Genomic DNA, 23,964 nt, shown 5'->3' on the forward strand with positions numbered 1-23,964 from the left:
CAAAACCACCGACGTCACCCACTCCCAAATCGTCGAACTCATCACCTCCGGCCGCAGCGGAAACCTCGGCCTGCCCCCCGAGAAACCGGCCGCCGCCGGTTTCGTCGACATCACGCCTCCGGGAGCAGACGCATGACGACCATGACCACATCCAGCGGACCGGTCCAGGTGGTCAAGCCGACGTTCGCCGGCCACCTGCACGATTACTGGGGCCGGGTACGCGGCGGCGACATCGGCAGCCTCCCCGCCATCCTCGGGCTCGTGGTGCTGTGCCTCATCTTCGGCGTCGCGCGGCCGAGCTTCTTCAGCGCGACGAACTTCGCCAACCTCTTCTCGCAGGGCGCGGCGGTCATCTTCATCGCCATGGGCCTGGTCTTCGTCCTGCTGCTCGGCGAGATCGACCTCTCCGCCGGCTTCGCGAGCGGGGTCTGCGCCGCGGTCATGGCGATCCTGACCACCAACCACGGGTGGAACTGGTACACCGCGATCCCGATGGCCCTGCTCACCGGCCTGGCGATCGGCTTCACGCTGGGCTTCCTGGTGGCGAAGGTCGGCATCCCGTCGTTCGTCGTGACCCTGGCCGCGTTCCTCGCCTTCCAGGGCATCCTGCTGATGCTGCTCGAGGGCGGCAAGAACATCTCGATCCGCGACACGTTCGTGCTCTCGCTCTCCAACAAGAACATGCCGGTCGGCGTCAGCTGGGTGCTGGCGATCGCCACGGTCGCCGCGTACGCCGCGACGCAATTCCTGCGGGTCCGCAGCCGGGCCTCCCGCGGCCTGGTCACCGACCCGATGGGTATCGTGCTGGCACGGATCGCGGCGCTGGCCGTACTACTGCTGGCGGCGGTCGCCGTACTGACCCAGGAGCGCAGCATCAATCCGCTGATCATCTCGGTGAAGGGTGTGCCCATCGTGGCCCCGATCATCGCCGTGGTGCTGGTCGTGTGGACCTTCGTGCTGGGCCGCACCACGTACGGGCGGCACGTCTACGCCGTGGGCGGCAACACCGAGGCCGCCCGCCGCGCGGGCATCCCGGTCGACCGGATCCGCATCTCGGTCTTCGTCATCGGCTCGTTCATGGCGGCCATCGGCGGCATCGTCGCCGCCAGCCGGCAGAACTCGGTCGACCCGAACTCGGGCGGCAGCAACGTGCTGCTCTACGCAGTCGGCGCGGCCGTCATCGGCGGCACCAGCCTGTTCGGCGGCAAGGGCAAGATGATCAACGCGGTGATCGGCGGCGCGGTCATCGCCGTCATCGACAACGGCATGGGCCTGATGGGCTACAGCTCCGGCACGAAGTTCGTGGTGACCGGCCTGATCCTGCTCCTCGCCGCCAGCGTCGACGCGCTCTCGCGCCGCCGGGCAGCCGCCACCGGAAACCGATGAGGGCCGGACCCAGCCAAGAGGAGGTCCGGCGGCACAACCTGGGGACGCTGCTCCGATACGTACACATTCATGGGGCTACGTCCCGGGCCGAGCTCACCACCAAGCTGGGCCTCAACCGCAGCACCATCGGCGCGCTGACCGCGGACCTCACCGCCGCGGGACTCGTCACCGAGAAGGCACCACGGGGCACCGGCCGGGCCGGGCGACCATCACTGGTCGTCCGGCCCGAGTCGTCGACGGTGTACGCGTACGCGCTCAACATCGAGGTGGACCGGCTGCGCGCCGCCCGGGTCGGCCTCGGCGGGCGGATCCTCGACCGGCGGGAGGCGCCCCGACCGCGCGGCATGCAGGTGGTCGACGCGGTGCAGCCGCTCGCCGCCTTCCTCGACGAGATGCGCCGGGACGTGCCGGCCGGCGCCCGCTACGTCGGCGCCGGCCTGGCCATCGCCGGCATGGTCCGCCGCGCGGACGGCATGGTCCGGCTCGCCCCCACCATCGGCTGGGTCGAGGAGCCCGTCGGCGAGGCGCTGGTCGAGGAGATCGGCGACGTCGGGCCGTTGATCGTCGGCAACATCGCCGACGTCTCCGCCCTGGTCGAGCACAACCGGGGCGCGGCGGCCGGCCGGGACAACGTCATCTACCTGTACGGCGACGTCGGCGTCGGCGCGGGCATCATCGTCGGCGGCCGGCGGATCACCGGGCACGGCGGCTACGGCGGCGAGGTCGGGCACATGGTGGTGAACCCGTACGGCCGCCCGTGCAGCTGCGGCTCGCGCGGCTGCTGGGAGACCGAGATCGGGGAGTATCCGCTGCTCAGGATGGCCGGGCGGGAGGACCGCAGCGGCCGCGAGGCGGTCCTCGGCGTGGTCGAGGCGGCGATGCGCGGCGACTGGGTGGCCCAGCAGGCGGTGCGCCACGTGGGCCAGTGGCTCGGCCTCGGCGTCGGCAACCTGGTCAACATCTTCAACCCCGAGGCGATCATCTTCGGCGGCACCCTGCGCGACATCTACCTGGTCGCCGCCGCCCAGATCCGGTCGCGCCTCACCGAGGTGGCGCTGCCCGCCTGCCGGGAGAACATCCGCCTGCGTACGCCGGAGCTCGGCACCGACGCCGGCCTGCTCGGTGCGGCGGAGCTGGCCTTCGAACGTCTGCTGGAGGACCCGGTGGGCAGCGCGGGTTAAAGTGCCCGCGTGAGCATGCGCGCTTCCGACGAGGACCGGCAGCGGGTGGTGGCCGCGCTCGAAACGGCACACCGGCGCGGGCCGGCTGACCCTCGACGAGTTCGCGCAGCGGGCCGGCCTGGCCGCCGGGGCCCGGACGCTGGACGAGCTCGCCGCCGTGGTCAGCGACCTGCCGGCCGAACAGCCCGAGGAGCGGCAGCGGCGCGAGTTCCTGCTGCTGCTCGCGGTCGCGCTCGTCACCCTTGTTCTGCTGGGTGCGTACCTGGCCCTGCGCTAGACCCGACCGGCGGCGCGCCGTGCCAGGAGTCCCACAGGGCCGCGTACGAGCCGCCGGCCGCGACCAGCTCGTCGTGCGAGCCCAGCTCGGTGATCCGCCCGTCCTCGACCACCGCCACCCGGTCCGCGTCGTGCGCGGAGAAGAGCCGGTGTGCGATGGCGATGACCGTACGCCCCCGCAGCACCGCGGCCAGCGACTGCTCGAGGTCCCGGGCGGCCCGCGGGTCCAGCATCGCGGTCGCCTCGTCGAGCACCAGCGTGTGCGGGTCGGCCAGCACCAGCCGGGCCAGCGCCACCTGCTGCGACTGGGCCGCCGACAGGTTCACGCCACCCGCGCCCACCACGGTGTCCAGGCCGTCGGGCAGCGCATCGGCCCACTTCAGGGCGTGTACGGCGGCGAGCGCCTCGCGGACGTCGGCCGGCGACGAACCGGGCCGGACCATGGCGATGTTGTCGCGCAGCGTACCCATGAAGACGTGGTGTTCCTGGCTGACCAGGGCGACCTCGGTGCGCAGCCGGTGCAGCGGCAGCCCGGCGAGCGCCACCCCGCCGACGGTGATCGACCCGCCGCCCGGGGCGTGCACCCCGGCGAGGAGCCGGCCCAGCGTGGACTTGCCGGCCCCGGACGGCCCGACGATCGCCAGCCGCTCCCCCGGCGCGATCCGCAGGTTGATGCCGTGCAGCACCTCCCGCCCCTCGACGTAGGAGAAGCGGACGTTCTCGGCGACGATCTCCGCGCCGCGCGGGGTGCGCTGCGACGGCACCGGCGAGCCGAACGAGACGCCCAGCAGGCGGGCGAGCGAGGCCGCGCCGACCTGGAGCTCGTCGAGCCAGCCGAGGAAGCGGTCGATCGGGTCGACCAGCATCTGGGAGTACAGCACGGCGGCGGTGACCTGGCCGAGGCTGACCCAGCCGTGCAGGTAGAACCAGCCGCCGAGCAGCAGCGTGCCGACCACCGGCAGCACGTAGCCGACCTCGATCGACGGCATCCACACCGTCCGCAGGTACAGCGTGTACCGCTCGGTGGCCCACGAACGCCGCAGGTCGGCATCCGTACGCCGGATCCGCTGCCGCTGCCGGCGCAGCGCGTCGATCGTCCGCGCCCCCTCGACCGTCTCCGCGAGACCGTCGGTGACCTGCGAGTACGCCGCGTTCTGCCGGAGATAGCCACCGGCGGCGCGGCGCAGGTACCACCGCGTCGACCAGGTCAGCACCGGCACGGCGATCAGCAGCGGCAGCGCGAGCAGCGGGCTGACCAGGATCAGGGCGCCGACCGCCAGCGAGGCGGTGATCGCCGCGATCAGCGTCTCGGGCGCCGCGAAACGCAGGCACCGCGACAGCGCGTCGACGTCCCGGGACGTGCGGGTGAGCAGGTCACCCGTGCCCGCCCGCTCGACCGTCGACAGCGGGATGGTCAGCACCCGGTCGACGAACTCCTCGCGCAGCTCGGCCAGGATCTGCTCGCCGAGCCGGGCCGACGCCAGGTACGCGAACCGCACGAGCACCGCCTGCACCAGCACGAAGGCGGCGATCGTGGCGGCGATGCGGTCCACCGTACGGACGCCGGCGTCGTGCTGGATCGATTCGACCAGCTCGCCGAGCAGGCGCGGCCCGACCAGTCCGGTCATGGCGGCCAGGGCGTGCAGGGCCACGGTCGTGACGAGGGCGCGCGGATGCCGGCGGAACAGATCGCGGGCGTACCGGCGCACCTGGCGGGTGTCCGCCACCGGGAGCGCGTTGCTCACTCGCGGAGCACCGTCCTTGCGTAGGCGAAGCTGCCGTCCAGCAGCTCGCGATGGGTTCCCTCGGCGACCACGGCGCCGTCCTCGACGTAGATCACGTGGTCGGCGCGGTCCAGCACCAGCGGGCTGGTGGAGCAGACGACGGTCGTGCGGCCGGTGCGCGCCGCCGGAAGCCGGTCGGCGATGCGGGCCTCGGTGTGCGCGTCCACCGCGCTGGTCGGCTCGACCAGGACGAGGATCTCCGGGTCGGCGACCAAGGCCCGGGCCAGCCGCAACCGCTGCTGCTGGCCCCCGGAGAAGCTGCGCCCGCGCTCGGCGACCTCGCTGTCCAGGCCCTCGGGCAGCGCCTCCACGACGTCGGTCGCGGAGGCCGCGGCGAGCGCCGCCGGCGCCCGGCCGGTCCGATCCGGATCGAGATCGTCACGCAGCGGCCCGGAGAACAGCCGGGCGTCGTTGTCGGCGATCAGGATCCGCTCCCGCACGGTCGCCAGATCAAGATCTTTCAGCGGTACGCCGGCCAGCGTCGTCCCCGCGCCCGAGGCCGTGCAGTGGCCCAGCCGGTCCGCGATGGCGACCGCCTCGGCGGGAAGGGCGGCGGCGATCGCCGTGACCATCCCCGGCCGCACGACGACACCGGACACGGGGTCGACGAGTTCGCCGCCGGCCGGGGCGCGCGCAGGCCGGGACGGGGTGCGCAGGTCCGTGCGGACCCGCAGCATCGACACGACCCGGCGGCTGGACACGTGCCCCCGGGTGAGCTTATCGATCGTCTCGGTGAGCTGGCGCAGCGGGGAGACGAGGAAGGCGGCATACCCGTAGAAGGAGACCAGCTGCCCGACGGTGATCCGCCCGTCGATGGCGAAGCGGGCGCCCAGCCACGTGACCAGGACCAGGAAGATGCCGGGCAGCAGCACCTGCGCCGCGTCCAGCAGCGCCTCCACCCGGGCGACGTGCAGCCCGGCGGCCCGCAGCGTCTGCGACTCGGCGCGATAGCGCTCCGACATCACCGGTTCGCCGCCGACGCCGCGCAGCACCCGCAGGCCGCCGACCAGGTCGGTGGCCCGGCCGGTGAGCCGGCCCTGCTGCTCCCGGTACGCCTGCTGGCGGCGGTGCAGCGGCCGGATGAGCAGGCTGACGACGGCCATCAGCAGCGGGATGCCGAGCACCACCACGAGCCCCAGCGGCACGGACGTGAACAGCAGGATCGTGGTGACGGTGATGACGGCGACGACCGAGCCGACGCCCCGGGCGGTGATGTCGATGGCGTTGCCGATGTGCGTGATGTCGGCCGTACCGATGGCCACGACCTCGCCGGCGTCCAGCCGGCGGGGCAGCGCGACCCCGAGCCGCCCGGCCTGCCGCACGGTGACCTGCACCGTGCGGTACGCCGAGGACAGCCAGTTGAACACGGCCCGCCGGTGCCGCAGCAGGCCGGCGCCGGTCTGGAGCAGGCCCACGCCGAACAGGACCATGCCCCAGATCAGCAGCTGGCGGTCGTCGCGGTGGGTCAGGCCGGCATCGATCGCCTTGCCGATGACGGCGGGTACGAACGCCTGGCAGACCATCCACACGACCGCGAAGAAGATCGCGGCGCTGACGGATACCCAGGCGCGCCGGGCGAGCCAGCCCAGATATCGGGTGGCGGACCGGTGATCGGGGGAGCCGGGATCGGCGGCGGGCAGATCACGCATCGCCCTTCGACGTTACGTAACCCTGCCGTCACGATCCAGAGTGTTATCTGTCGACGGGCGTGAAATCCCACACGTGCGGAGAGCGCGCTATGAGGTTTTCCGGAGGCGCGGGAAGGGCAGCCGGAGTGTTCCGCCACTTCGAAATGACCACAATGCGCAGATCCGTCGAGGAGTAGACCTCGCTCGACACGTGCGAGGGCAGCACCTCCACAGTGGGCAGCGCCTCGTCGATCACCCAGCTCAGCAGCTCATCGAAGCCGCCCCGCGAGGCGCGTACCTCCCACATGCGTGCGATCATGCCTGGCTTCCTACCCCGCGACCCTGATGGAGGTCAATGACATAGCCGAATCGGCCGGCAGGTCCAGCGGGCTGGGAGCCACGCCGGCGGCGACGAGATGCGAGCCGAGCGCCGCGACCATCGCGCCGTTGTCGGTGCAGAGCTGAGGCCGGGGTACGCGCACCCGCACGCCCACCTTCGCGGCCCGCTCCTCGGCCAGCAGCCGCAGCCGCGAGTTCGCCGCCACCCCACCCCCGATGATCAGCGTCTCCACCCCGTGCTCCCGGCACGCGTCCAGCGCTTTCGCGGTCAGCACGTCGCAGACCGCGTCCTGGAAACTCGCGGCCACGTCGGCGACCGGCACCGGCTCCCCGCTGCGCTCCCGGGCCTCCACCCAGCGCGCGACGGCGGTCTTCAGCCCCGAGAACGAGAAGTCGAACCGGTGCGCGGCAAGATCCTTCGGCGCGGTCAGCCCCCGCGGAAAGGCGATCGCCCGCGGATCCCCGTCCCGCGCCGTACGGTCGATCACCGGCCCGCCCGGAAACCCCATGCCGAGCAGCCGCGCCACCTTGTCGAAGGCCTCCCCCGCGGCGTCGTCGATCGTGGCACCGAGCGGCGTGACCCCGGCGGTGAGATCGTCGACCAGAAGAAGGGAGGAATGCCCGCCGGAGACCAGCATCGCCACGGCCGGCTCGGGCAACGGCCCATGCTCCAGCGTGTCCACGGCCACGTGCGCGGCCAGATGATTGACGCCGTAGATCGGCTTCTCCGCGGCAAGGGCATACCCCTTGGCGGCGGCCACCCCGACGAGCAACGCCCCGGCAAGCCCCGGCCCCGCGGTCACGGCGATCGCATCGATGTCGGCGAGGGTGACCCCGGCGTCGTCCAGCGCCCGCTGCATCGTCGGCACGATCGCCTCCAGATGCGCCCGGCTGGCAACCTCGGGCACCACCCCACCGAACCGCGCATGCTGCTCGACACTGGACGCCAGCGCATCGGCGAGCAGCGTATGCCCGCGAACGATCCCGACCCCGGTCTCGTCGCAGGAGGTCTCGATCCCGAGAACCAGAGGCTCGTCAGGCATCGCCCACCCCCGGGCGGTTCGGGTCGCCCGTGCGGAGCGCCGCCCAGGGCCCGTGGTTCGCGCCCCCCGGGCGGTTCGGGTCGCCCGCGCGGGTCGCGGCTCGGGGCTCGTCAGGCATCGCGCATCATCACCAGGGCGTCGGTGTTGCTCGGTTGGTAGTAGCCGCGCCGGATCCCGACGGGCTCGAAGTCGTACGAGGCGTAGAGCTGCTGCGCGGGCCGGTTGTCGACGGCGACCTCCAGCAGCACCTTCCCCGGCCCGGCCCGCTCCAGCAGGATCTCCAGCAACCGCCGGCCGATCCCCCGCTTCTGCGCCGTACGCCGCACCGCGATGTTCTGCACCCAGCTCTCCTGCTCGTCGACGACCGCCAGCCCCGCATACCCGAGAACCGCGTCGTCCTCCCGCGCCACCACGTAGAAGTGCCGCTGCGCCAACTCGTTCCAGAACATGGCCGAGGACCACTTCTCCGCGCCGAACAGATCCTCCTCGATCGGCAGCACGTCGGCGATGTGCCACCACCGGAACGGCTCGATCTCCATCAGGCCGACCCAGACTTCCGCTCGCCGGGCGCTGTGGCACCGGGCAGTGCCGGCTTTCGCTCGCCCGGCGCCGCGCCATCGGAGAGCGCCGGCTTTCGCTCGCCCGGTGCGACGGCGTCGGGGCGTCGCAGGTAGAGCGGGGTGAGCGGCTCGCCCGGCCCGCCGGACCGGATCTTGTCGAACGCCAGGGCGATCAGCGCCTCACCGGAGGGGTAGAGCACCCGGTCGTCGATCGGGATCCCGAAGACCTCGCTGTACTTGACCGCGCCCTCCCCCACCGCCCGATCGGCGTCGACCCGGACGTCGGCGGGCCGCGCCACGTCGGGATCGGTCACCCGCTTCCCGTCGAGATAGGTCGCGAAATACACCTCCCGCCGCCGCGCGTCGGTCGCCACCAGCACCCGTCCCGGCCCGGCCGCCCGGCCGAGCGCATCGAGCGAGCAGATCCCGTACGCCGGGATGCCCAGCGCCTGCCCCATGCTCGCGGCGGTGGCCAGCCCCACCCGGAGCCCGGTGAAGGGCCCGGGCCCGAGACCGGCCACGATGGCGCCGAGCTGGGCCGGCCGCACCCCGGCCTCGGCGAGCACCGCCCGCACCTGCGGAGCGAGCAGTTCCCCGTGCGCCCGCGGGTCGACGGTCCGCCGCTCACCGAGGCCGGCCAGACCACCGTCGCCGACCTCGGCCAGGGCGGCCGTGACCGCGGGCGTCGAGGTATCGAGAGCAAGAACGAGCACCACCAAACCCTAGCGGGACGACGGACACGCCCCGTGCCAGGCGGCCCCGGCCTGTGGATAACCCCGCCGCCCCCGCGACCATCCGCCGCCGGGACCAGGTCAGCCGGCCCGGACCCGCCCCGGGGGACGGGCCGGTGTCGTGGACGGCACGCGGGCCGGGCCGCCCCGCACGGGCACACTCCGGACCGGGACGCTCCGCACGGGCACACCCCAGGCCGGGACGCTCCGCACGGGAAGACCCTGGGCCGGGCGGCCTACTCGCGCGGATCCCAGTTGATCGGGGTGCGGCCCGCATCGGCGAGGGCCTTGTTGGCCGCGCTGAACATGCGGGCACCGAAGAAGTCCCTGCCGCCGTTCATCGGGCTCGGGTGTCCCGACTCGATCACGGTGTGGGCCGAGTTGGTCACCAGCTCGGCCTTCTTGCGGGCGTACGCGCCCCAGAGCAGGAACACCACCCGGTCCGGCCGCGCGTCCAGGGCACGGATCGTGGCGTCGGTGAACACCTCCCAGCCCTTGCCCTTGTGCGAGGCCGCCGCTCCCGCGCGTACGGTCAGCACCGCGTTGAGCAGCAGCACGCCCTGCCGGGCCCAGCCGGTCAGGTCTCCACCCGCCGGCGGGGGAACCCCGACGTCGGCGGCCAGCTCCTTGTAGACGTTGCGCAGCGACGGCGGCACCCGGACCCCGTCACGCACGCTGAAGCTGAGTCCGTGCGCCTGCCCCGGCCCGTGGTACGGGTCCTGCCCCAGGATCAGCACCCGGGTCTGCTCGGGCGAGCACAGCCGGTATGCCGCGAACAGGTCCTCGACCGGCGGATAGACGGTGTGGTTCGCATACTGCTCGCCGACGAAGGCACCCAGCGCCTCGGTGGCGGCGGGGTCGAGGAAGGGTGCGAGCTCGGCGCGCCAGGCGGGCGGGAGCAGCTCAAGCAGATTCAACATCATCTCCGGTCAGAGCAGCAGGCAAAGTCAGAGCAAGGGGCGAGGTCAGAGCAAGGGGCGAGGTCAGAGCAAGGGGCGAGGTCAGAGCACCAGGCGAAATCAGGGCCCGGGGAGGCGAGGTCGGAGGTCGGAGTCGGAGCCCGGTTGAGGGCGAGGTCGGAGCGTGAGTCGGGAGCATGTCGAGCGTGGCGTCAGAGTTTGTCGAGGCGGGCGGCCCAGTCGCCGCCGTGGGGGGTCAGGTCGATCACCCGGGTGTCGTCGTCGAGGCGGTCGATGCGGACCGCCAGGTATTCGTCGTTGAGCTGCTCGACCAGGCCCGCGCCCCACTCGACCACGGTGACCGCGTCCTCGGCGGAGGCGTCCAGGTCGAGGTCGTCGATCTCCGCGCGCGGGTCGGCCGCGTCGCCCAGCCTGTACGCGTCCGCGTGCACCAGCGGCACCTCGCCCCCGCGCGCCGGGTCGGGCCGGTGCACCCGGGCGATTACGAACGTCGGCGAGGTGATCGCGCCGAGCACCTTGAGGCCGGCGCCGATGCCCTGCACCAGCGCGGTCTTGCCGGCGCCGAGCGGCCCGGTCAGCAGCAGCAGGTCGCCGGGGCGGAGCAGGGCCGCCAGCCGCCGCCCGAAGGCCTGGGTGTCGTCGACGGTGGGCAGGCGGATCGTCACGAGATGCGCTCCAGGAACGGGATCAGGGCCGCGTTCACCTCGTCCGCCTTCTCGAGCATCACGACGTGCCCGCTGTTGTCGATCTTCAGCAGCTCCGCCTCGGGCAGGTGGCGCAGGATCTCCTCCGAGTGCGTGACGGGCGTCAGGTAGTCCTTCGTCCCGACCAGCACCAGCACCGGTACGCCCTTGAGCGCCGACAACGCCGGGAAGCGGTTGTGCGCGTAGAGCGTGTGCAGATACTTCGTCAGCGTCTCGACGGAGGTTCTGGAATTCATCTGCTCCACGAAGGTGACCAGGGACGGGCTGGGCCGGGAGTCGCCGAAGCCGTACCGGCGGGTGAGCAGCCAGGCGAGGTCCGCGGAGGCGAGCCGCGCCCGGTCGATGGCCGACCCGCCGATGCGCGCGGCGCCGCCCCACACCGGGAAGAAGGGCGCGCTGGCGCGGGCCACCAGCGTCGGGATGCCGAGCTTGCTCTTGTCGATCAGGCCGGCCGAGGTGGACATGAGCACCACGCCGGTCACACGCTTGCCGAACCACTCCGGATGCTGCTCGGCGAACGCCATGATCGTCATGCCGCCCATCGAGTGCCCGACGAGGATGATCGGGCCCTCGGGCACGGCGGCGTCGAGCACGGCGGCCAGCGACTTGCCCAGCGCCGCGATGTCGTAGTTGCCGGAGCGCAGGCGCCCGGAGCGGCCGTGGCCGGGCTGGTCGTAGAAGACCAGCCGGTGCTCGCCCAGCTCGGTGAGGGCCTGCCGCTGGAAGTAGAACGTGCCCATGTCCAGCGCGAAGCCGTGCACGAACACGACCGTGGGCCGGGCGCCGGGCCGCTTCGGCTCGACGATCTCGACGTGCAGGTCGGTGCCGTCGGCCGCGGTCACGGTCAGCTGCGCGTCGTACGGCTGATCGCCGAACTCCTCGTCCGCATACGGGTCGCCGGCGACGTTCTGGGAACGGCGGACCAGCGCGCGCTCGACGGCGAAGGCGGTGGCGAGGCCCGCCGCGGCGACGCCGATGACGGCACCTGCGATGCCGACCTTGCGGGCGCGGCGGTGCGGGCCGGAGCGGGCGGGCGGCTTCGCGGAACTCATCCGGCCTCCCCGGTGGAATCGGAGCCCGGCGCCTCGGGCGGCGAGGCGGCGACTCCGGCCGTACCGTCGTAGATCCGGGGGACCCGGGAGCCCCCGAACCGCGTCACGATCTCGTAGTTGATCGTGCCGATCGCCTCGGCCCAGTCGGTGGCGGTCGGCTCGCCGTCGTCACCGGGGCCGAAGAGCGTGGCCACGTCGCCCGCCGCGACCGGGTCGTCGCCGCAGTCCAGCACGAACTGGTCCATGCAGACCCGGCCGGCGATGGGACGCACCGCGCCGCCGAGCCGCACCGGGCCGACGTTCGACGCGTGCCGCGGCACCCCGTCGCCGTAGCCCAGCGGCACGAGCGCCAGCGTCGACTCGCGCGAGGTGTGGTACGCGTGCCCGTACGAGACGCCCTGTCCCGCCGGAACCCGCTTGGTCAGGGTGACCCGGGCCCGGGCCGTCATCGCCGGGCGCAGTCCGGCCGGCTGCGGGCCGGGCAGCGGCGACAGCCCGTAGATGGCCACGCCCGGCCGCACCAGGTCGTAGTGGGCGTCGGGGCGGGTGAGCGTCGCGGCGGAATTCGCGATGTGGCGGTAGCGCGGCTCGATGCCGTAGCGCTCCGCCGTCGCAAGGCCCTCGGCGAAGACCGCGAGCTGGTGGTCGATGGTCTCGTGGCCGGGCTCATCGGCGTAGACGAAGTGGCTCCACACGCCGACGACCTCGATCTCGCCGTCGGCCTGCGCCTTCGCGGCCGCCTCGGCCAGGGACGGCCAGTCGGCGGGGGTGGCGCCGCCGCGGGCGAGGCCGGTGTCGAGCTTGAGGTGCACCCGGGCCGGCCGGTGCGCCCGGCGGACCGCGCCGACCAGCTCGCCGAGCTGCGGAAGGCTGCCGGCGCTCAGGTCCACGCCGGCCTCGACGCCCTCGTGCAGCGGCAGGCCGGGGGCGTGCAACCAGGCGAGCACGGGGGCGGTCAGCCCGGCCCGGCGCAGCGCCAGCGCCTCGCCGAGAGTGGCCACCCCGAGCCACGTCGCGCCGCCCGCGAGCGCCGCGCGTGCGGCGGGCAGCATGCCATGGCCGTACCCGTCGGCCTTGACGACCGCCATGACCTCGGCCGTCGTCCCCGCGCGAAGGGTCGCCACGTTGTCCCGGATCGCGTCCAGATCGACCCGGACCTCGGCTTGCCACATGTCCATCAGCCTACTGATCCCCTCCGACAGAACCCGCGTCAGAGCAGGTCGGCGAGGACCGGCCGGAGCGCGGCGGCCACATCGGCGGACGTGGCGGGCCCGTCCAGGCCGGCGCGGCGGCCCGCCAGCCCGTGGACGTAGGCCGCGGCGACCGCGGCCCGCTCGGCGGGCACTCCGGCGGCCAGCAATGAGCCCAGAAGGCCCGCCAGGACGTCCCCGGAACCGGCTGTCGCGAGGTCGGCGCTCCCGGTCGGGTTGGCCCACACCTCGCCGGACGGCGTCGCCACGATGGTCCGGTCGCCCTTGAGCAGGACGACGGCGTTGATCCAGGCGGCGAGCCGGCAGGCGGCGCCCACCCGGTCGGCCCCCGGCGCCTCCCCGGCCAGCCGGGCGAACTCGCGGTCGTGCGGCGTGATCACCAGCGGCGCGTCGCGGCGCAGGTCGGTCGCGTGCTGCCCGTCGACCAGCAGGGTCAGCGCGTCGGCGTCCAGCAGGACCGGCAGGGAGGTGGCGAGGACGCTGCGCAATTCCGTACGCGCATCGTCATCGGTCCCCAGCCCCGAGCCGCACACCCACGCCTGCACCCGGCCCGCGTCGGCGACCCGCTTGGCCGCGACGACCGACGGGTGTTGCCGCAGAACCTCCCGATCGGCGCTGCCCGCGTAGCGCACCATGCCGGTCGGGCCGGCGAGCGCACCGGTCACCGACAGCACGGCGGCCCCCGGGTACGTGGCCGAGCCGGTGGCCACCCCCACGACGCCGCGGGTGTACTTGTCCGACGCGGCGCCCGGCCTCGGCCACCACGAGACGATGTCGGACGCGTCGGGTACGCGTACCGCGGCCGAAGCGCGCAGCGTGGCACCCAGGCCGATGTCCACCAGCTCGACGTGGCCCGCCAGGGCCGCGGCAGGCCCCACGACGTGCGCGGGCTTGAGGCAGCCGAACGTGACCGTGACATCCGCGTGCACCGCGTCCCCGGGCACGTCACCGGTGTCCACCGCGACCCCGCTCGGCACGTCCACCGCGACGACCGGCGTCCCCGGATGCCGGCGGCGCAGGCCCGCGACCAGGGCGGCGGCGTCGGGCCGGAGCCCACCGCTCGCGCCGATGCCCACGATGCCGTCGACGATCAGGTCGGCACGCGCGGGAGGCTCGGCCACCGTACGGCCGCCGGCCCGGCGCAGGGTGGCCAGACCGGCCGGGTGTGCACGGTCGGGCTGGAGCAGGACCGCCCGCACCGCCGCACCCCGCGCGGCCAGGCGCGCACCCGCATAGAGGGCGTCGCCGCCGTTGTCACCGCTGCCGATCAGCAGCACGACCGTCGAGCCGTAGACGCCGCCGCGCTCCTGGAGCAGCAACGCGCACCGGCGGGCCAGCCCGGCCGCGGCGCGCTGCATGAGGGTGCCGTCCGGCAGGGTCGCCATCAGGGCCTTCTCCGCCGAGCGTACGTCCGCAACCCGCCATGCCTGCCGCATGCGCTCTCCCTCAGGTCAGGCCTCGGCCACCACCATGGCCGAGGCGATGCCGCCGTCGTGGGACAGCGACAGGTGCCACCGGCTGATGCCGCGGTCGGCCGCCACCGCGGCGACCGTACCGGAGACGGTCAGCCAGGGCCGCCCGTCCGGGTCCGAGACGATCTCGCAGTCGTGCCACCGCATGCCGGCCGGTGCGCCGAGTGCCTTGGCCACCGCTTCCTTGGCCGCGAACCGCGCGGCCAGGGACTCCGCGGACCGCGGATTGCCGGACTGTGTCGTCCGCTCACCCTCGGTGAAGAGCCGGTCCGCCAGCAGCGGCGTGCGGTCCAGCGCCCGGGCGAACCGGTCGACGAGCACCACATCGATCCCGACAGACACGATCACATACGCAACCCTAGCCGGATCGGTTATCCACAGGCGGGGCCCTCGTCCACAGGCCGGACCCGCGGGCCCCGCCGATTCTCTAGCGTCGTCGGTCCCAGCCCGCCCTCGTTCCGGAGGTTGCCGATGACGCCCGATCTCGAAGTCGATCCCGACGGCGTCCGCGCCTGGGCCGCGGCGCTCACCGCGGCCGGCCAGGGTTTCCACCTGGCCCCGCTGCCGCCGGTTCCGGGTCCGCGCTGGTCCGCAACCGACGGGGGTACGGCCGCAGCAGCGGCCGCCCGCCGCACCGTGGCGGAGATAGCCGACGCCCTCGTGGCGACCGCGCGGGCGGCGAACGGCACCGTGGACGACTACGAGGCGGCCGACGACCGGGCAGCCGCCCGCCTGCGGAACATCGCATGACCACGCCCTACGGCAGCGACCCGGGGACCGCGCTGCGGGCCACCGACCCGGCCGGCGGGCCGTCGGCGGTCGCACTGCGGGCCACCGACCCGGCCGGCGGGCCGTCGGCGGTCGCGCTGCGGGCCACCGACCCGGCCCGGTGGCTCGAGGCCGCCTCGGCCTGGCGGTTCTGGGCCGTCGCCGCCGGGAGCTGGGCGGCCGACGTGCGGTCGTGCGCCGCGCGGCTGCGGTCGGTCTGGACCGGATCGGCGGCCGAGGCACTCGCGGCGCGGCTCGGGCGGCTGGTCCGGCGGCTCGATCTGTTCCGGCTCGAGTGCTGGGCCGCCGACCAGGCCCTGAGCGAGTTCGCCGCCTCCCTGACCCGGGCCGGGCCGGCGGACGACCTCGCCGCCGCCTCGACGGCGGACAGACGGGCCACCGAGCAGTTGCAGGCCTTGTTCCTGACCGAGGCGTCCCCACCGGCGAGCCCTTCCCCGTCCTGCACGGCCTCGCCGGCCGAGGTGGGCCGGTGGTGGGCGGGTCTGGGTCCGGAGCACCGGGAGTGGCTCCTGGTCACCGAGCCCGGAACGATCGGGTCGCTCGACGGCGTCCCGGCCGCCGCCCGCGACCGCGCCAACCGGCTCCTGCTCGACCAACTCCCGCGAGGCGGAGCAGCCCTCGTCGCGCTGCGGGACAGGCTGGCCGGCGGGGACGGGCCCAGGGCGTACCTGATGGCTCTCGACCCGGGCGGCGACGGGCGGGCGGTCGTCGCGCTGGGCGATCCGGACCGGGCCGAAGTGCTTCTCACGCACGTGCCCGGGATGACCGCCGACCTGGCCTCGTTCGGCGGCGAGCTGGACCGCGCCGAACGGGTCGCGGTGCGCGCCGGGGAGCTGGCGCCCGGCCGAGCGGCGAGTGCCGTGATGTGGCTGGGCTACGACGCGCCGGATTTTCTCGGCGAAGCGTCGAGCCGTGCCCGGGCCGAGGCCGGCGCTCCGGCCCTGCGGCGTTTCCAGGACGGGCTGCGGGTCACCCACGAGGGCCGCCCGGCGCGCCAGACCGTGCTCGGGCACAGCTACGGCTCACTGGTCGTGGGCACCGCCGCCGCCCGCGCGGGATTCGCGGCGGACAGCGTGGTCTTCGTCGGCTCGCCCGGCGTCGGCGTGGACTCGGCCGGCGGGCTGCACGTGCCGTCCGGCGAGGTGTGGGCGTCGACCTCGCGCACCGACGTGATCCAGTGGGCGGCGGTGTCGCCGCGCAGCCTCGCCGAGGACCTGCTCACCAGTCAGATCCGGCCGGCCGGGGCGGTGCTCGCCTTCAGCCGGCCGGAGAACGACCTGTACTACGGCACCAACCCGGCCGATCCGGCCTTCGGTGCGCGGACCTTCCCCAGCCAGCCGGACGCCGGCCACCTCGGATACTGGGACGAGGGCGGCCCGGCGCTCGACGCGCTCACGAACATCACGCTGGGGCGGACCGATGTCATTCCACGGTGACGGACTTGGCCAGGTTGCGGGGCTGGTCGACGTCGTGCCCGCGGGCGGCCGCGATCTCGCACGCCAGGATCTGCAGCGGCACGGTGGTCATCAGCGGGGCGAGCAGGGTGGGCGTACGCGGCACGCGGATCAGGTGGTCGGCGTAGGCGCCCACCGCGTCGTCGCCCTCCTCGGCGATCACGATCGTGCGGGCACCGCGGGCGCGTACCTCCTGGATGTTGGAGACGACCTTGTCGCGCAGCACGCCGCGGCCGGCCGGCGACGGCACCACGCAGACGACCGGCGTGCCCTCGTCGATCAGGGCGATCGGGCCGTGCTTGAGCTCGCCGGCCGCGAAGCCCTCGGCGTGCATGTAGGCGAGCTCCTTGAGCTTCAGCGCGCCCTCGAGCGCCACCGGGAAGCCGACGTGGCGGCCGATGAAGAGCACGGTGGAGGCGGTCTTCAGGTCGCGGGCCAGGGCACGGACGGCCTCCATCTGCGCGAGGAGCTCCCGCAGGTTGTCCGGGGTGCGCTGGAGGCGGGAGACGACGGCGGCGACCTCGTCGGCGTACATGACGCCGCGGATCTGGGCGAGGTGCAGGCCGATCAGGTAGCAGGCGACGAGCTGGGTCAGGAACGCCTTGGTGGACGCCACCGCGATCTCCGGGCCGCCGTGGGTGTAGAGCACGGCGTCGGACTCGCGGGGGATCGTCGAGCCGTTGGTGTTGCAGATGGCCAGCACCCGCGCCTTCTGCTCCTTCGCGTGGCGCAGGGCCATCAGCGTGTCCATCGTTTCGCCGGACTGGCTGATGGCGATCACCAGGGTCGAGCGGTCGAGCACCGGGTCGCGGTATCGGAACTCGCTGGCGAGCTCGACCTCGCACGGGATGCGCGTCCAGTGCTCGATGGCGTACTTGGCGACCATGCCGGAGTGGTACGCCGTGCCGCAGGCGATGATGAAGACCTTGTCGACGTCGCGCAGGTCCTGGTCGGTGAGCCGGACCTCGTCGAGCACGATCTCGCCACGCTCGGAGAGGCGCCCCAGCAGCGTGTCGGCGATGGCCTGGGGCTGCTCGGCGATCTCCTTGAGCATGAAGTAGTCGTAGCCGCCCTTCTCCGCGGCGGACGCGTCCCAGTCGATGTGGAATTCCTTGCCGGCGGCGGGCTGCCCGGCGAAGTCGGTGATCTCGATGCCGGCCGGGGTGATCAGGACGACCTGGTCCTGGCCCAGCTCGACGGCCTCGCGGGTGTGCTCGATGAAGGCGGCGACGTCGCTGGCCAGGAAGCTCTCGCCGTCGCCCCGGCCGACCACCAGCGGCGAGTTGCGGCGCGCCGCGACGACCGCGTCCGGGACGTCGACGTCGATCGCCAGCAGGGTGAAGGCGCCCTCGAGGCGGCGTACGGCCCGGCGCATGCCCTCGGCGAGCAGGTGCGGCCCGTCGGCGTCGGAGCCCGACTCGCGCAGCGCGCGCATCTCGGCGGCGAGCAGATGGGCGGCGCATTCGGTGTCCGTGTCGCTGACGAACTCGATGCCGGTGGCCTCCAGCTCGGCGCGCAGCCGGGCGAAGTTCTCGATGATCCCGTTGTGGATCACCGCGACCCGCCCGTCGGCCGACAGGTGCGGGTGGGCGTTGCGGTCGGTGGGGCCGCCGTGGGTCGCCCACCGGGTGTGCCCGATCGCGGTCGACCCGGCGGCGATGCCGTCTCCCGCCCTCTCGACCAGCGCCTTTTCGAGATTTGCCAGCTTGCCGGCGCGCTTCTCGGTCAGGATGACGGTGTCGTCGATGACCGCGACGCCGGCGGAGTCATATCCGCGGTATTCGAGGCGGCGGAGCCCGTCGAGGACGATTTGCAGCGCCGGCCGATTGCCGACGTAACCCACGATCCCACACATGAGGGGCAGCGTAGCGGACTTTCGCTCACGCATGGTGCTCGAGAAGCATACTTTCGCGCATCGTACGTGATCGAAACAGCCGTTCGGTCAGGTGCGGGCCGCTTCCTGTCCAGGTCACGGCCGACCTCGACACGACCGGGTGATCCGCTTCTGGCGGCGGGGGCGTACCGTCGGTCGGACACCTGCTCAGGAGAGACGATTGAGCTACCCACCGCCCTCGGACCCCACGCGCCCCCTCCCGCCGGAGGAGCCCTCGGGCCAGCCCTGGTCGTCACCGTCGGGCGACCCGCTGTCGGCACAGCCGTTCCAGCAGCCCCAAGGACAGCCTGTCCCGGGGCAGACGCCCTCGGGACAGCCGCCCCAGAGCCCGCCTGCCGCGGGACAGCCACCGCAGTACCAGCCGCCGCAATATCAGCCCGGCTACGCGGCGCTGCCCGAGCCGCCGGTGAGCGGTCCGCCGGACGGCTACCCGTCGACCTCGCAGTTCCCCGCCGTCGGCCAGCCGCAGTATCAGCAGCCCGGCTATCCCCCGCCGCCCGGATACGGGCCACCGCCGGGGTACGGACCGCCGCCCGGATACGGCGCGCCTCCGCCGCCCCCGCCCAAGCGCAGCAACACCCCGCTGATCGCCGTGCTGATCGCGGTCACCCTGCTGCTCTGCGCCGGCGGCGTGACGTCGGCGGTCCTGCTGGTCAACCGCGCCACCGACAAGGCGAAGGAGACCATCGACTCGCTGCCCACGACGCTGCCCACCGAGGACGTGCCCGAACTGCCGACCGAGCTGCCCACGGAGCTGCCGGAGCTGCCCACGCTCCCGACCGGGCTGCCGACCGGCATCCCCGACCTGCCCGGCAAGGGCGAGGAGATCTCGGTCGAGTACGAGGTGACCGGCGACGGCCCCGTCGAGATCGTGTACATGGGCGAGCTGGGCAAGGACCCTCAGCGCGTACGCAATGTGTCCCTGCCGTGGCGCAAGAAGGTGACCCTGCACGGCTCCGCGCTCGTCTCGGTGGTCGCCGTCCGGGGCAGCACCTCGGAGGGCACCATCAGCTGCAGCGCGAAGGTCGACGGCGACGAGGTCGCCCAGAAGACCAGCACCGGCTCGTTCATCACCGCGTCCTGCACCAAGGTGATCTTCTAGCGGGAGGCCGTAGGCTGGCGGGCGTGACGTCGTCGATCTCGGCGGACCCGCTCGTCGGCCGCATGCGCCCGTTCGGCACCACCATCTTCACCGAGATGTCCGCGCTCGCCGCGCGGACCGGCTCGGTCAACCTGGGACAGGGCTTCCCGGACACCGACGGGCCGCCGGAGATGCTCGCCGCGGCCGCCGAGGCGCTGCGCTCCGGCGCCAACCAGTACCCGCCGCTGCCCGGCATCCCGGCGCTGCGGCAGGCCGTGGTGGCGCACGAGGAGCGGTTCTGGGGCCTCACCCGGGACGCCGACACCGAGGTGGTGGTCACCGCCGGCGCCACCGAGGCGGTCGCGGCGGCCATCCTCGCGCTGTGCGAGGCCGGCGACGAGGTGGTGTGCTTCGAGCCGTACTACGACTCGTACGCGGCCTCGATCGCGCTCGCCGGGGCGGTCCGGCGGCCGGTGACGCTGCGCCCGGGAGCCGACGGCCGGTACGGCTTCGACGAGGCCGACCTGCGGGCCGCCTTCGGGCCGCGGACCCGGATGGTGCTGCTCAACTCGCCGCACAACCCCACCGGCACCGTCTTCACCACCGACCAGCTCACGCTGATCGCGCGGCTCTGCCAGGAGCACGATGTGTACGCCGTGACCGACGAGGTCTACGAGCACCTCGTGTTCACCGACTCGGCCACGCCGCACGTGCCGCTCGCCACTCTGCCGGGCATGCGGGAGCGCACTCTGCGCATCTCCTCGGCGGGCAAGAGCTTCTCGTGTACGGGCTGGAAGGTCGGCTGGGCCACGGGCCCCGCGCCGCTCGTCTCCGCGGTGCAGCGGGTCAAGCAGTTCCTCACGTTCGTCAACGCCGGGCCGCTCCAGCCGGCCGTGGCCGTCGCCCTCGCGCTGCCGGACACCTACTTCACCACGTTCCGCGACGGGCTCCAGGCGCGGCGGGACAGGCTCGTCGCCGGGCTCACCGACGCCGGCTTCGGGGTGCTGCCGTCGGAGGGCACCTACTTCGTGACCGCGGACATCACGCCGCTGGGCGGGACGGACGGGGTCGACTTCTGCCGTACGCTGCCCGAGCGCTGCGGGGTGGTGGCGGTGCCGACCCAGGTGTTCTACGACCACCAGGAGCAGGGGCGGCGCCTGATCCGCTTCGCCTTCTGCAAGCGCGAGGAAGTGATCGACGAGGCCGCCCGCCGCCTGCGCACCCTGGCCCGAGCCCAAGCCTGAGCCCGATCCGCAACGCGAACCGGGCCAGGACAAGAACACCGGGGTGCACGACCAGCCGGGCCCGAAAACAAGGCCGGCCGGGCCCAAAGCACGGCCGCCGGACCTCAAAGCACGGCCGGCGGACCTGGAAGCACGGCCGCCGGACCTCGAAGCACGGCGGCCGGGCCTCAATGCACGGCGGCCGGGCCCGAGCGAGGCCGCCCGGGGGCGGGATCAGGCCGGGCTGGCGGCGCGGACCTCGTCGGCGACGCGCTCGGCCACCGCGCGGGCCTGGTCCTGCGTCTCCGCCTCGACCATCACCCGGACGAGGGCCTCGGTGCCGGACGGCCGGAGCAGCACCCGGCCGGTCTCGCCGAGCTCGTCCTCGGCCAGCGCCACGGCCGCCTGGACGGTCGGGGCCTGGGCGCCCGCCTCGCGGTCCTGGACCGGCACGTTGATGAGGACCTGGGGCAGCTTGTGCAGCACCGCGGCCAGGTCGGCCAGGGACTTGCCCGAGGCCGCGATCGTCGCCATGAGGTGCAGGCCGGTCAGGACGCCGTCGCCGGTGGTCGCGTACGCCGGCATGACGATGTGGCCGCTCTGCTCGCCGCCGAGGGCGTAGTTGCCGGCCGCAAGCTCCTCCAGGACGTACCGGTCGCCGACCTTGGTCTCGATCAGGCGGATGCCGGCCTGCTTCATCGCGAGCCGCAGGCCGAGGTTGCTCATCACCGTCGCGACCAGGGTGTCGTCGGTGAGGGTGCCCGCCTCGCGCATGGCCAGCGCCAGGATCGCCATGATCTCGTCGCCGTCGACCACCTCGCCGGTCGACGTCACGGCCAGGCAGCGGTCCGCGTCGCCGTCGTGGGCCAGGCCCAGGTCGGCGCCCTCGCGCAGCACCGCCTCGCGGACGGCGTCCAGGTGCGTCGAGCCGCAGTTGTCGTTGATGTTGAGGCCGTCGGGGTCGGCGTGGATCGCGATGACCTCGGCGCCGGCCTGCTCGTACGCGGCCGGGCCGACCTCGCTGGCCGCGCCGTTCGCGCAGTCGACCACGACCTTGATGCCTTCGAGGCTGTGCGGGGTGGAGGCGACGAGGTGCTTGATGTAGTGCTCGGCGCCGTCGAGGAGGTCGTGCACCCGGCCCACGCCGGCGCCGGTGGGCCGGCCGACCAGCCCGTGCCCGTCCGCGACCGCCGCCTCGATGCGGGCCTCGAGCTCGTCCGGCAGCTTCTGGCCGCCGGGGGCGAAGAGCTTGATGCCGTTGTCGGGCATCGGGTTGTGCGAGGCGGACAGCATCACGCCGAGGTCCGCGTTGGCCTGCCCGACCAGGTACGCGACCGCGGGCGTGGGCAGCACCCCGACCCGGACGACGTTGGCGCCGGCGCTGGTCAGGCCCGCCACCACGGCGGCCTCCAGCATCTCGCCGCTGGCCCGCGGGTCCCGTCCCACGATCGCCAGCGGCTGGTGGCTCCGGTCGCTCTCGATGAGCACCCGGGCGGCCGCGACCGCGACCGAGAGCGCGAGCTCCGGGGTCAGAAGCTCACCGTTCGCGAGCCCGCGTACGCCGTCCGTGCCGAAGAGTCGCCCCATGGCGGTCGTTCCTTTCGCCGGTCCTGTCCTCTCAGTAAAGGCGGACCGGTGCGTTGTTCGGGGAGGGAAATGCGAAACGGCCGGGCACGCCCCACGAGAAAGGGGCGCGCCCGGCCGTACCGGTCAGACGTGGTGCAAGGCGAGCGCTGCGATCAGCGCTTCGAGTACTGCGGAGCCTTGCGGGCCTTCTTGAGGCCGTACTTCTTGCTCTCCTTGACCCGCGCGTCCCGGGTGAGGAAGCCGGCCTTCTTGAGCGCCGGACGGTCGTCGGGCTCGTTGGTGATCAGCGCACGGGCGATGCCGAGGCGCAGCGCGCCGGCCTGGCCGGTGATGCCGCCGCCGCGCAGGTTGGCGATGACGTCGAACTGCTCGGCCTTCTCGGCGGTGTTCAGCGGCTCGCGGATGAGCTGCTGGTGCACCTTGCTGGGGAAGTAGTTCTCCAGCTCGCGGCCGTTGCAGGTGATCTTGCCGGAGCCGGGGACGAGCCGGACCCGGACGATGGCCTCCTTGCGGCGGCCCACGGTCTGGATCGGACGGTCGCCCGGGCGCGGGGCGCGCACGGTGACCGGCGCGGCCTCGACGACCACCACGGTCTCCGCGGGGGTCTCAGCGGGTGCCTCGACGGTCTCGACGACCTCGGGCTCGACGATGTCGGACATGCTGTTTCCTTCGCCCGCGCTCACTGCGCGATCTGCTTGATTTCGAACGGCACCGGCTGCTGCGCGGCGTGCGGGTGCTCGGCGCCCGGGTAGACCTTCAGCTTCTTGATGATCTGACGGGCGAGCTTGTTGTGCGGGAGCATGCCCTTGACGGCCAGCTCGACCGCGTGCTCGGGCCGCTTCGTCAGCAGCTCCTCGTAGCCGACCTGCTTCAGGCCACCCGGGTAGCCGGAGTGCCGGTAGGCGACCTTGGTCTGCCGCTTGTTGCCGGTCAGCGCGACCTTGCCCGCGTTGATGATCACCACGAAGTCGCCGGTGTCGATGTGCGGGGCGAACGTCGGCTTGTGCTTACCGCGCAGGAGCGTGGCGGCGTGGGTGGCCAGGCGGCCCAGAACGACGTCAGAAGCGTCGATAATGTGCCACTGACGCTCGATCTCACCCGGCTTCGGGCTGTACGTACGCACAGAATTACCTTGTCTCGTCGTCGGTCTGGGGGCGCGCGCCCTGTTCGTCAAGCACGAACGTCGAGCCTACCCGAGAGGGGAGGCTCGCAGCTGTCGCACAACAGCAGGCAACAATACCCGGCTGCGCGGCACGCGGTCAAAACGGGCCGCGGTCGGAAGCGCCTGGTGGCCCGTCAGGCCGACGGACCGCCTAACTTAACGGTCCCAGGATAGGCCGTGACCCACGGCACGCCGACAGCGGGTGACGTGATTCCACCCACGGTGGCTACCAGCGGGCATGAATGCCTCTTAGCAGGCTCGAAACATATGGGACGCACCGTCGAAATTACCCACCGGCACGCTTCCGTACATGGCAAGTGGTGCGGTCACCCCGACGACGCGGCCCGGGCTCCGGTCCGGCGGCGCGCCCGGGCGCATCACTCACGAGCCACCGCCAGGGTTGAGGACGGACCTGGCGGTGACCGCCGGGACGGGCGACCGTTCCGGTAGAGAGCCGCGGCGTGTGCCGGCCGGAGGTACGGCGGAG

General features: G+C 73.1%; 22 protein-coding genes and 1 pseudogene. 7 read left to right on the top strand and 16 right to left on the bottom strand.

Going from position 1 to position 23,964, the window contains the following annotated elements; all coding sequences use genetic code 11:
* The 3 genes and pseudogenes from CLV70_RS33160 to CLV70_RS33170 all read left to right on the top strand — a co-directional run.
* Window positions 1-136, top strand: a pseudogene (locus CLV70_RS33160) (sugar ABC transporter ATP-binding protein); the annotation flags it as partial.
* Window positions 133-1,386 carry a sugar ABC transporter permease gene (locus tag CLV70_RS33165; protein WP_106130583.1) on the top strand — a complete coding sequence of 418 codons (1,254 nt, stop codon included), beginning with the start codon at window positions 133-135 and terminating at the stop codon, window positions 1,384-1,386. The pseudogene CLV70_RS33160 and the gene CLV70_RS33165, both read left to right, overlap by 4 nt.
* Complete coding sequence (locus CLV70_RS33170; RefSeq protein ID WP_106130584.1) at window positions 1,383-2,567, top strand: ROK family transcriptional regulator; 1,185 nt, start codon at window positions 1,383-1,385, stop codon at window positions 2,565-2,567. Before CLV70_RS33165 ends, CLV70_RS33170 begins: the two co-directional genes overlap by 4 nt.
* A 236-nt stretch (window positions 2,568-2,803) precedes the next feature.
* Here the strand turns inward: CLV70_RS33170 and CLV70_RS33180 are convergent, their stop codons facing one another.
* The 12 genes from CLV70_RS33180 to CLV70_RS33235 all read right to left on the bottom strand — a co-directional run bounded on the left by CLV70_RS33180 (window position 2,804) and on the right by CLV70_RS33235 (window position 14,635).
* Complete coding sequence (locus CLV70_RS33180) at window positions 2,804-4,588, bottom strand: ABC transporter ATP-binding protein (RefSeq protein ID WP_106130585.1); 1,785 nt, start codon at window positions 4,586-4,588, stop codon at window positions 2,804-2,806.
* Window positions 4,585-6,276 carry an ABC transporter ATP-binding protein gene (locus CLV70_RS33185; protein WP_106130586.1) on the bottom strand — a complete coding sequence of 564 codons (1,692 nt, stop codon included), beginning with the start codon at window positions 6,274-6,276 and terminating at the stop codon, window positions 4,585-4,587. The genes CLV70_RS33180 and CLV70_RS33185 overlap by 4 nt, the downstream gene beginning before the upstream one ends.
* 43 nt (window positions 6,277-6,319) lie before the next feature.
* A complete protein-coding gene (locus CLV70_RS33190; RefSeq protein ID WP_106130587.1) occupies window positions 6,320-6,574 on the bottom strand; it encodes a hypothetical protein in 255 nt (84 codons plus the stop codon).
* A 10-nt stretch (window positions 6,575-6,584) separates the two neighbouring features.
* Window positions 6,585-7,637 carry a tRNA (adenosine(37)-N6)-threonylcarbamoyltransferase complex transferase subunit TsaD gene (gene tsaD, locus CLV70_RS33195; RefSeq protein WP_106130588.1) on the bottom strand — a complete coding sequence of 351 codons (1,053 nt, stop codon included), beginning with the start codon at window positions 7,635-7,637 and terminating at the stop codon, window positions 6,585-6,587.
* A gap of 110 nt (window positions 7,638-7,747) precedes the next feature.
* Window positions 7,748-8,176 (bottom strand): ribosomal protein S18-alanine N-acetyltransferase, encoded by a 429-nt coding sequence (gene rimI, locus CLV70_RS33200; protein WP_106130589.1) that lies wholly within the window; start codon window positions 8,174-8,176, stop codon window positions 7,748-7,750.
* Window positions 8,176-8,910, bottom strand: a complete 735-nt coding sequence (gene tsaB / locus CLV70_RS33205; protein WP_106130661.1) for a tRNA (adenosine(37)-N6)-threonylcarbamoyltransferase complex dimerization subunit type 1 TsaB — start codon at window positions 8,908-8,910, stop codon at window positions 8,176-8,178. Before tsaB ends, rimI begins: the two co-directional genes overlap by 1 nt.
* Window positions 8,911-9,164: 254 nt before the next feature.
* Window positions 9,165-9,851: a uracil-DNA glycosylase gene (locus CLV70_RS33210; RefSeq protein WP_106130590.1), complete on the bottom strand. Its 687-nt coding sequence runs from the start codon at window positions 9,849-9,851 to the stop codon at window positions 9,165-9,167.
* A 188-nt stretch (window positions 9,852-10,039) separates the two neighbouring features.
* A complete protein-coding gene (tsaE, locus tag CLV70_RS33215; protein ID WP_425440259.1) occupies window positions 10,040-10,513 on the bottom strand; it encodes a tRNA (adenosine(37)-N6)-threonylcarbamoyltransferase complex ATPase subunit type 1 TsaE in 474 nt (157 codons plus the stop codon).
* Window positions 10,510-11,604: an alpha/beta fold hydrolase gene (locus CLV70_RS33220; RefSeq protein WP_106130591.1), complete on the bottom strand. Its 1,095-nt coding sequence runs from the start codon at window positions 11,602-11,604 to the stop codon at window positions 10,510-10,512. The genes tsaE and CLV70_RS33220 overlap by 4 nt, the downstream gene beginning before the upstream one ends.
* Complete coding sequence (alr, locus tag CLV70_RS33225) at window positions 11,601-12,776, bottom strand: alanine racemase (RefSeq protein WP_106130663.1); 1,176 nt, start codon at window positions 12,774-12,776, stop codon at window positions 11,601-11,603. Before alr ends, CLV70_RS33220 begins: the two co-directional genes overlap by 4 nt.
* Window positions 12,777-12,814: 38 nt before the next feature.
* Window positions 12,815-14,251, bottom strand: a complete 1,437-nt coding sequence (locus CLV70_RS33230) for an NAD(P)H-hydrate dehydratase (protein WP_106130592.1) — start codon at window positions 14,249-14,251, stop codon at window positions 12,815-12,817.
* A gap of 15 nt (window positions 14,252-14,266) precedes the next feature.
* The gene (locus CLV70_RS33235) at window positions 14,267-14,635 is read right to left on the bottom strand and encodes a holo-ACP synthase (protein ID WP_106130593.1); all 369 of its coding nucleotides are present in this window, start codon (window positions 14,633-14,635) and stop codon (window positions 14,267-14,269) included.
* A gap of 123 nt (window positions 14,636-14,758) precedes the next feature.
* Between CLV70_RS33235 and CLV70_RS33240 the strand changes: the two genes are divergently transcribed.
* Both CLV70_RS33240 and CLV70_RS33245 read left to right on the top strand, forming a co-directional pair.
* Window positions 14,759-15,037 carry a hypothetical protein gene (locus tag CLV70_RS33240; RefSeq protein WP_106130594.1) on the top strand — a complete coding sequence of 93 codons (279 nt, stop codon included), beginning with the start codon at window positions 14,759-14,761 and terminating at the stop codon, window positions 15,035-15,037.
* A complete protein-coding gene (locus tag CLV70_RS33245; RefSeq protein WP_106130595.1) occupies window positions 15,034-16,512 on the top strand; it encodes an alpha/beta hydrolase in 1,479 nt (492 codons plus the stop codon). The genes CLV70_RS33240 and CLV70_RS33245 overlap by 4 nt, the downstream gene beginning before the upstream one ends.
* Here the strand turns inward: CLV70_RS33245 and glmS are convergent.
* Window positions 16,499-18,385, bottom strand: a complete 1,887-nt coding sequence (gene glmS / locus CLV70_RS33250) for a glutamine--fructose-6-phosphate transaminase (isomerizing) (RefSeq protein ID WP_106130596.1) — start codon at window positions 18,383-18,385, stop codon at window positions 16,499-16,501. The genes CLV70_RS33245 and glmS overlap by 14 nt on opposite strands.
* Before the next feature lie 199 nt (window positions 18,386-18,584).
* Between glmS and CLV70_RS33255 the strand changes: the two genes are divergently transcribed.
* On the top strand, window positions 18,585-19,526 hold the full coding sequence (locus CLV70_RS33255; RefSeq protein WP_146164248.1) for an MmpS family transport accessory protein: 942 nt from the start codon (window positions 18,585-18,587) through the stop codon (window positions 19,524-19,526).
* 23 nt (window positions 19,527-19,549) lie between these two features.
* Window positions 19,550-20,749: a pyridoxal phosphate-dependent aminotransferase gene (locus CLV70_RS33260; RefSeq protein WP_281260516.1), complete on the top strand. Its 1,200-nt coding sequence runs from the start codon at window positions 19,550-19,552 to the stop codon at window positions 20,747-20,749.
* Window positions 20,750-20,962: 213 nt separating this feature from the next.
* Here CLV70_RS33260 and glmM read toward each other — a convergent pair whose 3' ends face one another.
* The 3 genes from glmM to rplM form a co-directional block, all read right to left on the bottom strand.
* The gene (gene glmM, locus CLV70_RS33265; RefSeq protein WP_106130598.1) at window positions 20,963-22,315 is read right to left on the bottom strand and encodes a phosphoglucosamine mutase; all 1,353 of its coding nucleotides are present in this window, start codon (window positions 22,313-22,315) and stop codon (window positions 20,963-20,965) included.
* Between the two features lie 152 nt (window positions 22,316-22,467).
* Entirely contained in the window at window positions 22,468-22,974 is a 507-nt protein-coding gene (rpsI, locus tag CLV70_RS33270; protein ID WP_281260517.1) for a 30S ribosomal protein S9, read from the bottom strand.
* Window positions 22,975-22,994: 20 nt separating this feature from the next.
* Window positions 22,995-23,438 (bottom strand): 50S ribosomal protein L13, encoded by a 444-nt coding sequence (gene rplM, locus CLV70_RS33275; protein WP_106130599.1) that lies wholly within the window; start codon window positions 23,436-23,438, stop codon window positions 22,995-22,997.
* Window positions 23,439-23,964: the final 526 nt, after the last annotated feature.

The organism is Pseudosporangium ferrugineum (genome assembly GCF_003002065.1).
GTDB classification, from domain to species: Bacteria; Actinomycetota; Actinomycetes; order Mycobacteriales; family Micromonosporaceae; genus Actinoplanes; species Actinoplanes ferrugineus_A.

Coding starts and splice junctions, on each gene's coding strand:
- alr (WP_106130663.1), bottom strand. CDS start 12,776: ATGTGGCAAGCCGAGGTCCGGGTCGATCTGGACGCGATCCGGGACAAC.
- CLV70_RS33185 (WP_106130586.1), bottom strand. CDS start 6,276: ATGCGTGATCTGCCCGCCGCCGATCCCGGCTCCCCCGATCACCGGTCC.
- rimI (WP_106130589.1), bottom strand. CDS start 8,176: ATGGAGATCGAGCCGTTCCGGTGGTGGCACATCGCCGACGTGCTGCCG.
- CLV70_RS33240 (WP_106130594.1), top strand. CDS start 14,759: ATGACGCCCGATCTCGAAGTCGATCCCGACGGCGTCCGCGCCTGGGCC.
- CLV70_RS33165 (WP_106130583.1), top strand. CDS start 133: ATGACGACCATGACCACATCCAGCGGACCGGTCCAGGTGGTCAAGCCG.
- CLV70_RS33230 (WP_106130592.1), bottom strand. CDS start 14,251: ATGCGGCAGGCATGGCGGGTTGCGGACGTACGCTCGGCGGAGAAGGCC.
- CLV70_RS33245 (WP_106130595.1), top strand. CDS start 15,034: ATGACCACGCCCTACGGCAGCGACCCGGGGACCGCGCTGCGGGCCACC.
- CLV70_RS33210 (WP_106130590.1), bottom strand. CDS start 9,851: ATGATGTTGAATCTGCTTGAGCTGCTCCCGCCCGCCTGGCGCGCCGAG.
- rpsI (WP_281260517.1), bottom strand. CDS start 22,974: ATGTCCGACATCGTCGAGCCCGAGGTCGTCGAGACCGTCGAGGCACCC.
- glmM (WP_106130598.1), bottom strand. CDS start 22,315: ATGGGGCGACTCTTCGGCACGGACGGCGTACGCGGGCTCGCGAACGGT.
- CLV70_RS33170 (WP_106130584.1), top strand. CDS start 1,383: ATGAGGGCCGGACCCAGCCAAGAGGAGGTCCGGCGGCACAACCTGGGG.
- tsaD (WP_106130588.1), bottom strand. CDS start 7,637: ATGCCTGACGAGCCTCTGGTTCTCGGGATCGAGACCTCCTGCGACGAG.
- CLV70_RS33190 (WP_106130587.1), bottom strand. CDS start 6,574: ATGATCGCACGCATGTGGGAGGTACGCGCCTCGCGGGGCGGCTTCGAT.
- CLV70_RS33220 (WP_106130591.1), bottom strand. CDS start 11,604: ATGAGTTCCGCGAAGCCGCCCGCCCGCTCCGGCCCGCACCGCCGCGCC.
- glmS (WP_106130596.1), bottom strand. CDS start 18,385: ATGTGTGGGATCGTGGGTTACGTCGGCAATCGGCCGGCGCTGCAAATC.